Raw genomic sequence first — 10,880 nt, forward strand, 5'->3', positions numbered from 1 at the left:
CGCGCGCCCGCCGGACCGCAAGGGCGCACGCGCGGCACACGCCCGTCACACCGCGCCCGGCGGCGGCTCCGCGACCAGCGCGAACACCCCGGCGGGCGGCGCAAACCGCGACACAGGACGACGAGCGCGCCCACATCTGTACGAATCCTCAACGGGGCGCGGGTCGTGTCGAGTTGCCGCCAATCACCGCGAATCGATGACTGCGAGCCGTAACGGTGCTATGCCAGTGGGTAACGCTGACAAGGCGCCCCCGGCATGTGCCGTGCCGCGTCGGCTCAAATACCCCTTTGCACAAGCCGGTTGGGATTGCGAGAGGAAGCTTTCGGCCAAAACGGCCGGACGATCCTCAACCGGCCCTCGCGGAGGGGAGGATGAGGCGGCCGACCCCTTGCCAGGGGGCGCGTCGGCAGCCGATGAACGACCTCCGCCCAACCGGAAGCGGAGCCACACCGCGGAGAAGGGCTCGCCATGGAACGCTACTTCACGGACCAACGCCACGAGGAGTTACGCGAGGCGGTCCGGAAGTTCGCGAAGACCGAGGTCGCACCCCGGATAGCGGAGATGGAGGAGGCCCGTACGGCCTCCGTCGGACTCTCCCGGCTCATCGCACGCCAGGGGTGGATCGCAGCGACCGTGCCGCCCGGATACGGAGGCATGGGCGTGGGTCACCTCGGCAAGACCGTGGTGATCGAGGAACTCTCCCGGGTGAGCGGCGCGATGGGCGCCATGGTCCAGGCGTCGCAGCTCGGCGTCGCCAAGATCATTCACTTCGGCAACGAAGAGCAAAAGAAAACCTGGCTACCGGCAATTGCCTCCGGCGAGTGCCTGCCGACCATCGCCGTGACAGAACCCGAGTCCGGCGGTCATGTACTCGGAATGACCTCCTCCGCCGTCCGCGACGGCGACGACTACGTCCTCGACGGCAGCAAGATCTACGTCGGCAACTCCCACGTCGGCGATCTCCACGGCGTCGTCGTCCGCACCGGACCCGGCTCCAAGGGACTCACGGCCTTCCTCGTCGAGACCGGCACCCCCGGCTTCTCCGTCGGCCGCCAGCAGCCCGCCATGGGCCTGCACGGCTTCAGCTTCGGCGAGTTGAGCTTCGAGAACTGCCGTGTCCCCGCCGCCAACCGCCTCGGTGAGGAGGGCGACGGCCTCGCGGTCGCCTACTCCTCCAGCGTCCTGTACGGGCGTGCCAACCTCACCGCCGTCTCCCTCGGCATCCACCAGGCGATCCTGGACGAGACCTCGGCCTTCTGCTCCGAACGGCAGCGCTACGGCGCCCCGTTGGGCGAACTGGGCTCCGTCAAGCTCAAGCTCGGACAGATGCAGTCCCGGCTGATGACGGCACGTCTGGCCGCCTACCACGCCGTCCATCTCCTCGACCACGGCAGGCCCTGCGACGCGGAGTTGATGAACGCCAAGCTCGTCAACGTCGAATACGCCCTGGACTCCGCCCGCGACGCCATGGAGATCCACGCCGCCTGCGGCCTGTTCACCGACCGCCCCGTCGAGCGCTATCTGCGCGACGCCCACCACATCTTCGCTCCGGCCGGCACCAGCGACGTACAGCGGCTGCGCCTGGGCGAGTTCGCCCTCGGCACCGCCAAGGGCTCCTGGTCGCAGAAGCTCAGCGAACTGGTACGGCGCGAACCCCAACCCGCGGTGTGACGGCCCGGTCCGAACCCGCCGTGTGACGGCCCGGCCGGGCGCGTACGTCCCCGGCCGCCCGCACCTCGTACCCTCAACCCGCGGCCTGCGCCCCGCACTTCGCGGGGCGGTGCGCCCGGCGCAGACTCGGCCGGGCCCGGCACCCGGCACACCCGCGGCACCCCGGCGCACGTACGCCCCGTCAGGGCCCCTGCTGCTCCCGCCGGTGGATCTGCTCCACCAGGTCCGCGGCCATCGACTTGATGGTCTCCAGACCCTGCCGCCCCCACGGCCGCGGCTCCTGGTCGACGACGCACACGGTGCCCAGCGCCATGCCCGTACGGTCGATCAGCGGCGCCCCGAGATAGGAGCGGATGCCGATCTCGTCGACGACGGGGTTGCCTGCGAAGCGCGGATAGTCGCAGACGTCCTCCAGCACCAGCGCCTTGCGCCGCACGATGACGTGCGGGCAGTAGCCGTGGTCGCGGGCCATGACCCGGCTCACGGACGGCGACGCCCCGGCGCCCGCCGAGGCGTCCAGCTCGACCGCCTGGTCCGAGCCCGGTGCGTACAGACCGGCGAAGTACTGCCGGTCCTCGTCGATGAAGTTCACCATGGCGTACGGCGCGCCCGTGATCCGCGCCAGGTGCCGCGCGAAGTCGTCGAACTCGGGGACGGGCGCCTCCCCGAGGCCCAACTCCCGCAGCCGTACGACCCTGTTGGGCGCCTCGGCGTCCTCGGGAGTCAGCAGCAGATGGCTGGTGGGGTCATACGACATCGGTGCCATGGGAACTCCTCGTGTTGATCAGATGCTGGGTCAGGGAGACGAGGGTCTGCGTGCTCGAACCGGCCTGCCGGGCGTCGCACAGCACCACCGGCACATCGGGCTTGAGGTCGATCGCGGCCCGCACCTCGTCGGGCTCGTACCGGTAGGAGTCGGCGAACTCGTTGACCGCGACGATGAACGGGATCCCGCGCCGCTCGAAGAAGTCCACGGCGGCGAAGCTGTGTTCCAGACGCCGGGTGTCGGCGAGCACCACCGCGCCGAGCGCGCCCTCGGACAGCTCGTTCCACAGGAACCAGAAGCGCTGCTGGCCCGGCGTCCCGAAGAGATAGAGCACGTGCGAGGCGCTGAGGGTGATCCGGCCGAAGTCCATGGCCACGGTCGTGGTGGACTTCTCCTCCACACCGTCCAGGCTGTCGGTGGCGGAGCTGACCTGGGTGAGCAGCTCCTCCGTGCTGAGCGGTTCGATCTCGCTCACCGCGCCGACGAACGTCGTCTTGCCGACCCCGAAGCCGCCCGCGATGAGGATCTTCAGCGCGGTCGGGAACGGATCGGCGGGCATCGCCTCAGAGTCGTCTACGGAGCCCATCGAGCACCGCCTCCAGCAGGTCTCGGTCGGTCGGATCGTCTCCCCGCGGTGCCGGCACCGGGGCGCGCGAGATGATCGCTCCACAGGCGGCCAGGTCGGACAGCAGCACCTTGGTCACGACCGCGGGCTGTGCTATCTGCGCGGCGAGTTCGGCCACGGAGACGGGACCGCCGCACAGCTTCAGCACATGCGTGTGGTCCGGGCCCAGATAGCTGTGCGGGCGGTCGCCGGTCGCCATCACCAGGGTCAGCAGGTCGAATTGGGCCGAGGGCTTCGTCCGTCCGTTGCTGACGGTGTACGGGCGCACCAGGCGCCCGGCCTCGCCGTCCAGCCACGGCCCTTCCAGCGGTTGCCGTCTCATACGGGCGCCTCAGTGGCCGGCGGGCTGTCGCGCCGGTGTGCCCAGATACGGGCGGACGCTCTTGACCAGCATCCCCATCTCGTAGCCGAGCACGGCGGCGTCCGCGTCGCTCCCGGCGAGCACGGCGAGGCACGCGCCCTGCCCTGCGGTCGAGACGAACAGCAGCGACGTGTCCAGTTCCACGACGACTTGGCGCACCTCACCGCCGTCCCCGAGCCGCGCGCCGGCGCTGCGGGCGAGGGAGTACAGCCCGGAGGCGAGGGCCGCCATATGGTCGGCGGCGTCGGTCTCCAGGCCGTGCGCGGCCTTCACCAGACCGTCGGAGGACAGCAGGAGCGCGCTGCGCGTGTGCGGCACGCGCTGGACGAGTCCGGTCAGCAGCCAGGAGAGGTCTGCCGAGTGGCCGATGGGGGCTTCGCTCACCATGATCGCGTTCTTCTCCTTCAGAGCGGGAACCGCAGAGCGGGCCGGACCAGGGCCGTGCCGGGCCGGGTCCGTCGGAATAATCGTGGGATCGGGCCCGCGGCGTGCGCTGCGCCGTGCCGCGGGTTCGGGGACGTGTGATCCGCCGTCCCGGCGGGCGGCCGGTGCAGCCCGTGCGCGGGCGCGGTGGATCGCGGTGGACGCACCGGGCGCGCCTAGTCGGCGTGGCGGGGGTCGTCGGGACGGGGGCCGTGGGCCGTGCCGTTCTCCGCTCCCGTGGTGCCAGGTCCGGAGCCGATGCCGGTGCCGTTGCCGGGGTCGATTCCGTTGCCGGAGTCGGTGCCGTGCTCCGGGCCCGTGGCGGCGGCGTCGAGACGGGACTGTCCGGCGAGGGTCGCTCCCCGCTGGAAGGCCGCCATCAGTCCGGGGTCGTGGCCCTGTGTGGCCATGTCCCAGTCGGCCTCGGCGGTACGTCCGGTACGGGCGGGCGGCGCCTCGCGCAGTTCGGGTGCGAGGTGCTCCTGCCGTCGGCGCCGGGGCAGTTGGGGACGGTCGCCGTTCACGGCCCCGGTTCCAGCGCCGGCCCCGGCATCCGCAACGTCCCCGCCCGCGGCGCTCCCGTCCCCTCCCCTGCCGGAGCGTTTCGGCAACGGCTGCGGCTCGGGCCAGAGTCGGGGCTCCGGCTGAGACGGGTGCTGTGACTGAGGCCGGGACTGAGGCTGGGGCTGGGGCTGTGACGGCGACCGGTGCCGCTCATGCGGCCGTGCCTCGGACCCGCCCTCCGCCGGAGGCTGCGGCTCGGGCCAGATGCGCGCATGGACACCCGGCTGCGGCTGCGGCCCGGTTCCGGCGAGCGGGGACGGTGCGCCGGGCTCCGGGCGCTGCTGCGGCAACGGCTGCTGCTGGGCGTGCCGCCCCTGCGGCTGGGGCTGAGCCTGGGGCTGGGGCTGGGGCTGCGCCTGCCCGGCCTGCGGGCTCCGGGCACGTACGGTCTCCGCCGGTACGCCCGGCTCCCGTCCGCCCAACTCCCGTACGCCCGGCTCGTGTACGCCCGGCTCGTGTACGCCCTGTGCCCGTACGCCACGCTCACGTACGGCCGCTGCCGCCGCGCCGTCGGTTCCACCGTGGGCGGCGGCACCGGTCGCCGCCCCGCCCTCCGCGCCGGACTGCTCGCCCGCGCCCGGCTCCTCGCCGAGCACCTCGCGGGGCAGCACCAGCACCGCCTGGATCCCGCCGTAGATGTTGCTCTGGAGCTGTACGACGATGCCGTGCCGCTGGGCGAGCGCGGAGACCACGAACAGGCCGATCCGTCCGTCCCGCAGCAGTTCGCCGACGTCGATGCGCTCGGGGTCGGAGAGCACCGCGTTCATGCGGTCCTGCTCGGGGGCGGGCATCCCCAGTCCACGGTCCTCGACCTCGATCGCGAGGCCCGCCGTCACATGCTGGGCGCGCAGCAGCACTTGGGTCTGCGGTGCGCTGAACACCGTGGCGTTCTCGACGAGTTCGGCGAGCAGATGGATCACGTCGGCGACGGCGTGCCCGTGCAGGGTGCCCTCGATGGGCGGTACGAGCTTCACGCGCGGATAGTGCTCGACCTCCGCGATCGACGAGCGCAGCACCTCGGTCATCGAGACCGGACGGCTCCACTGCCGCCGGGAGACGGCGCCGCCGAGGACCGCCAGATTCTCCGCGTGCCGGCGGATGCGGGTGGCGAGATGGTCGACGTGGAAGAGGCCCTTGAGCAGATCCGGGTCCTCGACCTGGTTCTCCAGTTCGTCGAGGAGCTCGATCTCGCGGTGGACGAGGGACTGGAGCCGCCGGGCCAGATTGACGAAGACCTCGACCTTCTCCTCGCTGCCGCTGGTGCTGCTGCGCAGAAAGGCCACGGTGTCGGTCACGGCCGTCTCGGCGGCGTGCTGTGCGTGGGCGAGTTCATGGGTGAGATGGGCGAACGCGTCGGCGTCCGGGCCCGGTTCGTCCTCCGCGGGCAGGGGACGCAGCCGGGGACGCTCGCCCTGTTCCAGGCTGTTGAGCAGCATCCGCAGGTCGGACTGTCCGCGGGCCACGGCGCGGCGCAGCACCCTCTGCCGCTCCAGGGCGGCCCGGGCCTGTGCGCCGGCGGAGTGCGCGGCGACGGCGATGACGCCGCAGACGAGTAAGAGCGCGGCGCCGAGGACGCTCCAGAGCACCGGACCGTCGCCGGTGGACGTGGACGAACCCGACGCGGCGCCGCCGCCCTCGGCGCTCATCACATACGCCACGACCGCGGCGGCGGCCACGGCGACGACGAAGGCGGGCGTCACGGCGAGGCGCACCAGACGGCGTCTGTGCACGGCGTCGCCCTGGCTCTGCGGTGCGGGGGTGCGGCCGTGCCGCCGCCGCGAACCGCCCCCGGCGGACCCGCCGTTCGTACCGTACGCACCGTGTGCGCCGTCCCCTCCGGTCACCGCGGGGACGGTGCCGGCCGCCGAAGTCGCCTGCGCGGACGCGCCGTTGGGCCCCGCGGCGACCGGGAGCGGAGCGTTCCCCGGGTGGTGGCCGGGCGCGTGCGGGGGACGGCTGTTGCCCCGTTCTGTCTGCGCCGCGCGGCTCGGGAGTTCAGGCATCGGATTCCTCGGTTGGCTTGCGGGCTGCTGATGGGCCCCTGGGAGGCACGGACACGGTGCGGCGTCAGCATGGGCGGCGCCACGGCCACGCTAGTGCTCGCGACCACTCGTAGACGGAGTTGACATATTCGCCACCCTTCGCCAGCTCCCAACGAGTGAAGATCGCAGCCGTGTCCGCGCGGATACGCGTGGTGAGCGTAACTGCTTTGCGCAGCCCTGTAGTTACGCTTAGCCACCCTCTTTGCGGCCAGGGGCGCATCCCGGCCACCGGCCTCCACGTCACCCCGTACGCGGCCCGGTTGCCCGTCCCGTACGGCAGCGACCTGCGAACTCGCCGCGCGGCAACGGGCGTTGGAGTGCGCCGTCCACCCCGTACGACCACCTCGGCGTCCGGATCCCTGCGGCGCACGACGTGCGATTCCGGCCACAGCACACGGTGACGGCAGGTGATTCGGGCGAACAGCGCATACGCGCGCATGCGGGACCGCCGCCGATCTCCTGACGCAGGCATATTCACGCCCCGGCGACCCCTGGCGAGCCGCGGCACACAAGACCCCATATCGGGCCTGAATTCGCCCCTGCCGCCTTCTCAGCAACCACGGAGAGTGAGCGAACTGACCACTCTGTGCACTCAGTTGGTGACATTGCGCGATGCGTTCGCCCTCGCCGGGACCGCCGGTCCGACCGACCATGCCGTATGGTCGGTCGGGATCGGCCGTCGTGGAGACGAGGAGAATCCGTGAGCCAGCAGTCCACCGAACCGACGCTGACCGGCGTGCGCAACTTCCGGGATGTCGGCGGGGTGCCGACGGCTGACGGACGGCGGCTGCGGCACGGACTGCTCTTCCGCAGCGGCCATCTCGCCCACGCGACCGACGAGGACGCGGTGTTCCTCGGCGGTCTCGGGCTGCACACCGTCTTCGACTTCCGCAACTCCGCCGACCAGGCCCTGGAGGGCCCGGACGTCGAGCTCCCGGGCGTGCGGAACGTCAACATCCCGCTCTCGGATCCCGCGGACGGCGCCGAGTTCTGGAAGATGGTCCGCGACGGCGAGCTGGAGCAGCTCCGCGCGGTCCTCGCGGACGGCCAGGGCGCGGCCCGCATGATCGCCTCGTACCGCTCGATGATCAAGAACCGTACGGCGGAGCACAGCCGGATCCTGCACCACCTCGCGGACGACAGCGTCCCCGCGCTGATGCACTGCGCGGCCGGCAAGGACCGCGCCGGCCTGTCCGTCGCGGTGACGCTGATGGCGCTCGGCGTGGAGCAGGAGGCCATCGAGGCCGACTACCTCCAGTCCAACTCCCCCCACCGGCGCTACAAGATGCACCGCGGCTCCCAGGGCAGCGTCTCCCCCGAGGTCGCCGAACTGCTCTCGCCGCTCTTCGACGCGCGCGCCGCCTATCTCCACGCGGCCCTGCACACCATCGAGGAGACCTGGGGCGGCGTCGAGCGCTACCTCACGGACGGGCTCCGCCTGGACGCGGCCACCCGCGAACGGCTGCGCGCGCGGATGCTGGAAGACGCCTGACGGACGGGCCCCGCGGCGGCGCGCTCAGCGGTTCGCCGCCGCCTGCCTGATCAGATTTCGCCCGAACTCCCACATCAGACCGCCGCCGTCGTGCGCCTCGTCCATGATCTGCCGGAACGCCCCGACGAAGCGGTCCACTTCGGCCTCGCCGATCACCAACGGCGGTGTCAGCTTGATGACTTCGAGCTCGTCGCCCGAGACCTGCGTGAGGATGCGGTGGCGCTGCAACAGCGGCACGACCACCATCTGCGCGAACAGGCCCTTGCGCGCGGCCTGGAGCATCGTCCAACGTCCGCGCAGCGCCAGCGACTTGGGCCTGCCGAACTCGATGCCGATCATCAGCCCGCGTCCGCGCACCTCGCGCAGCATCTCGTACTCGCCGATGAGCGCCGCCAGTCTGCCGCGCAGCGCCTCGCCGGTGCGCCGGGCCCGGGCGGTGAGGTCCTCGTTCTCGATCACGGCCAGGGTCGCCAGACCGGCCGCCATGGCCTGGGCGTTGGAGCCGAAGCTCGCGGAGTGCACCTGGACCCGGTCCATCGACGAGTAGACCTTCTGGAAGATCCACTCCTTGCCGAGGGTCGCCCCGACGGGCACATAGCCCCCCGACAGCGCCTTCGCCACGCACACCAGGTCCGGCCGCACCTCATCCTCGTGCTGGTAGGCGAAGAAGTCGCCGGTGCGCCCGAGCCCGGTCTGCACCTCGTCCGCGACGAGCAACGCGCCGTGCCGGTGCAGCAGTTCGCCCGCGGCGGCCAGATAGCCGGGCGGCGCGGCGTGTACGCCCTTGCCCTGGATCGGCTCGACGATGAGCGCCGCGACGTCGCCGCGCTTCAACTCCCGTTCCAGCGCCGTCAGATCGCCCAGCGGCACCGACGTGTCCGGCAGCAGCGGCGCGAACCCGCGGCGGAAGGACGCCTCGCCGTTGACGGAGAGCGAGCCGGTGGTCAGCCCGTGGAAGGCGTGGTCGCAGTAGAGGACCCGGGGCTTCCCGGTGGCGTACCGGGCGAACTTCAGCGCCGTCTCGACCGCTTCCGTACCGCTGCTGCCGAAGAACACCCGCTCCATGCCGGGCGCGTGGGCGAGCAGCCGCTCGGCGAGCAGCCCCGGCAGCGGCGGGCAGTCGAAGCGGGTGAGGTCGGCGAGCTGTGCCTCCAGCACGTCGTGCAGCGCCTGCCGTACGACGGGATGGTGCCGCCCGAGGCCCATCACGCCGAAACCGGCCAGCATGTCGAGGTAGTCGTGGCCTTCGGCGTCGAAGAGGCTGGCGCCCTCGGCCCGTTCGTAGACCTTGTCGAAGCCGATCGTCCGCAGCATCCGCGGCAGTTGGTGGTTGAGGTGCCGTGCGTGCAACTCGTACCGCTCGGCCCCGCGTTCCGCCAGCAGCGCGTTGAGGTCGAAGTCGCTCATCCCCGGCCCCTTCCCGGTGTCGGTCCCGTCGTGGTCTGTGCGCGGCCGCGCGCGGCTCAGGCGCGAACGGTGTCCCGGGCCGCCCGCAGCGACTCCTTCAGCGAACTCATCGTCGCCAGCACGGCGGTGGGCTCGTAGCCGCAGTGCGCCATGCAGTTGGCGCACCGGGCGTCGCGGCCGCGTCCGTAGGCCTCCCAGTCCGTCTCCTCGATGAGCTGCCGGTACGTGGGCACATAGCCGTCGCTCATCAGATAGCAGGGCCGCTGCCAGCCGAAGAGGGAGTAGTTGGGGATCGCCCAGGCCGTGCACGGGAAGTCGGCCTTGCCTTCGAGGAAGTCGAGGAAGAGCGGGCTGTGATTGAGCCGCCAGCGGCGCCTGTTGCCGCCGGCGAACGCCTTGCGGAACAGTTCGCGGGTCTGCTCGACGCCGAGGAAGTGCTCCTGGTCCGGGGCCTTTTCGTAGGCGTAGGCGGGCGAGACCATCATCTCGTCGACGCGCAGTTCGTCGTTGAGGTAGTCGAGCACCTCGATGACGGTCTGGGGGGTGTCGGTATTGAAGAAGGTGGAGTTGGTGGTGACGCGGAAGCCCCGGCGCTTCGCCTCCCGCATCGCCTCGACCGCCTCGTCGAAGACGCCTTCCTTCGCGACGGACTCGTCGTGCCGCTCGCGCAGTCCGTCGATGTGCACCGCGAAGGCGAAGTAGCGGGACGGCGTGAACTCGTCCATCTTCTTGCGCAGCAGCATCGCGTTCGTGCAGAGGAAGACGTACTTGCGCTTCGCGACCAACTGCCGCACGATCTCCCCGATCTGGGGGTGCATCAGCGGCTCGCCCCCGGCGATGGAGACCATCGGCGCCCCGGACTCGGTGACGGCGCCGACCGCCTGCGCCACCGGCATCCGCTGCTTGAGGACGCCCGCCGGGTGCTGGATCTTCCCGCAGCCCTCACATGAGAGGTTGCACGCGTAGAGCGGTTCGAGTTCGACGATCAACGGGAACTTCTGGCGGCCTCGCAGCTTCTGCTGGAAGAGATAGCTGCCGATACGGACGGTCTGGCGCAGAGGCATGGCCATGACTCGCTCACCTCCAGGGGAGCAGCAAGGATCGGTGCCATTCGAGGAATGCGGGCACAACTCCGCGCAGTACGCGGAATGCCGATATTCCACCTCGCAGTGTCCCGGGACGGATCAGTTCATGTCCGGGAGCGTCGACGACCACCCGTACGGCCGCCACGGCGCGGCGCGCCTCCGGGCCCTCGGCGCTCCCGCCGTACCCGTCCTCGCGACGGCTGCTCTCCCCTCCCCGGGCGGGCCCTCCCCCGACGGGCCGCCGCGCCGCGCGCAATGTGGCCGCGGACTCCATGTCGGCGGCCACGGCCGCGGTCGTGCTGTGCAGGGCGGCGCGCGCCAGCCCGTGCACGATGCGCTCAGAGCCGGCGAGCGGCCCCACATGGACGGTGCCGTACGCACGCAGCGCACCGGCGAGCACCTCCGTGCCGGTGCACTCCGTACGGCCCTCGGCGTCCCGCGTCT

The 10,880-nt window shown here is 71.4% G+C and carries 9 protein-coding genes and 1 pseudogene; 2 read left to right on the forward strand and 8 right to left on the reverse strand.

Translation table 11 applies throughout. The features are described 5' to 3' along the window. The first annotated feature begins 468 nt into the window (after nucleotides 1-468). The gene (locus tag AN218_RS20585; protein WP_070018375.1) at nucleotides 469-1,671 is read left to right on the forward strand and encodes an acyl-CoA dehydrogenase family protein; all 1,203 of its coding nucleotides are present in this window, start codon (nucleotides 469-471) and stop codon (nucleotides 1,669-1,671) included. Nucleotides 1,672-1,852: 181 nt separating this feature from the next. On the opposite strand, the gene AN218_RS20590 is transcribed toward AN218_RS20585, so the two are convergent. The 5 genes from AN218_RS20590 to AN218_RS20610 form a co-directional block, all read right to left on the reverse strand. Then, entirely contained in the window at nucleotides 1,853-2,428 is a 576-nt protein-coding gene (locus AN218_RS20590) for a GAF domain-containing protein (protein WP_070018387.1), read from the reverse strand. Continuing rightward, nucleotides 2,418-3,023, reverse strand: coding sequence for a GTP-binding protein (locus AN218_RS20595; RefSeq protein WP_070018376.1), 606 nt, complete (start codon nucleotides 3,021-3,023; stop codon nucleotides 2,418-2,420). Before AN218_RS20595 ends, AN218_RS20590 begins: the two co-directional genes overlap by 11 nt. Next, on the reverse strand, nucleotides 3,001-3,384 hold the full coding sequence (locus AN218_RS20600) for a DUF742 domain-containing protein (RefSeq protein WP_070018377.1): 384 nt from the start codon (nucleotides 3,382-3,384) through the stop codon (nucleotides 3,001-3,003). Before AN218_RS20600 ends, AN218_RS20595 begins: the two co-directional genes overlap by 23 nt. Before the next feature lie 9 nt (nucleotides 3,385-3,393). After that, nucleotides 3,394-3,810, reverse strand: coding sequence for a roadblock/LC7 domain-containing protein (locus AN218_RS20605; RefSeq protein ID WP_070018378.1), 417 nt, complete (start codon nucleotides 3,808-3,810; stop codon nucleotides 3,394-3,396). Nucleotides 3,811-4,022: 212 nt separating this feature from the next. Continuing rightward, a complete protein-coding gene (locus AN218_RS20610; protein WP_070018379.1) occupies nucleotides 4,023-6,413 on the reverse strand; it encodes a sensor histidine kinase in 2,391 nt (796 codons plus the stop codon). A gap of 739 nt (nucleotides 6,414-7,152) precedes the next feature. Between AN218_RS20610 and AN218_RS20615 the strand changes: the two genes are divergently transcribed. Next, a complete protein-coding gene (locus AN218_RS20615; RefSeq protein WP_070018380.1) occupies nucleotides 7,153-7,944 on the forward strand; it encodes a tyrosine-protein phosphatase in 792 nt (263 codons plus the stop codon). A gap of 24 nt (nucleotides 7,945-7,968) precedes the next feature. Here the strand turns inward: AN218_RS20615 and AN218_RS20620 are convergent, their stop codons facing one another. The 3 genes and pseudogenes from AN218_RS20620 to AN218_RS38350 form a co-directional block, all read right to left on the reverse strand. Further along, entirely contained in the window at nucleotides 7,969-9,351 is a 1,383-nt protein-coding gene (locus AN218_RS20620) for an aspartate aminotransferase family protein (RefSeq protein ID WP_070018381.1), read from the reverse strand. A gap of 56 nt (nucleotides 9,352-9,407) precedes the next feature. Further along, on the reverse strand, nucleotides 9,408-10,421 hold the full coding sequence (hpnH, locus tag AN218_RS20625) for an adenosyl-hopene transferase HpnH (RefSeq protein ID WP_070018382.1): 1,014 nt from the start codon (nucleotides 10,419-10,421) through the stop codon (nucleotides 9,408-9,410). Between the two features lie 7 nt (nucleotides 10,422-10,428). Continuing rightward, nucleotides 10,429-10,880 (reverse strand): annotated as a pseudogene (locus AN218_RS38350) (hypothetical protein); the annotation flags it as partial.

Origin of the sequence: Streptomyces nanshensis, from assembly GCF_001751255.1 — a bacterium.
In the GTDB taxonomy this organism is placed as follows: Bacteria; Actinomycetota; Actinomycetes; order Streptomycetales; family Streptomycetaceae; genus Streptomyces; species Streptomyces nanshensis_A.

Coding starts and splice junctions, on each gene's coding strand:
- AN218_RS20585 (WP_070018375.1), top strand. CDS start 469: ATGGAACGCTACTTCACGGACCAACGCCACGAGGAGTTACGCGAGGCG.
- AN218_RS20590 (WP_070018387.1), bottom strand. CDS start 2,428: ATGTCGTATGACCCCACCAGCCATCTGCTGCTGACTCCCGAGGACGCC.
- AN218_RS20595 (WP_070018376.1), bottom strand. CDS start 3,023: ATGGGCTCCGTAGACGACTCTGAGGCGATGCCCGCCGATCCGTTCCCG.
- AN218_RS20600 (WP_070018377.1), bottom strand. CDS start 3,384: ATGAGACGGCAACCGCTGGAAGGGCCGTGGCTGGACGGCGAGGCCGGG.
- AN218_RS20605 (WP_070018378.1), bottom strand. CDS start 3,810: ATGGTGAGCGAAGCCCCCATCGGCCACTCGGCAGACCTCTCCTGGCTG.
- AN218_RS20610 (WP_070018379.1), bottom strand. CDS start 6,413: ATGCCTGAACTCCCGAGCCGCGCGGCGCAGACAGAACGGGGCAACAGC.
- AN218_RS20620 (WP_070018381.1), bottom strand. CDS start 9,351: ATGAGCGACTTCGACCTCAACGCGCTGCTGGCGGAACGCGGGGCCGAG.
- hpnH (WP_070018382.1), bottom strand. CDS start 10,421: ATGGCCATGCCTCTGCGCCAGACCGTCCGTATCGGCAGCTATCTCTTC.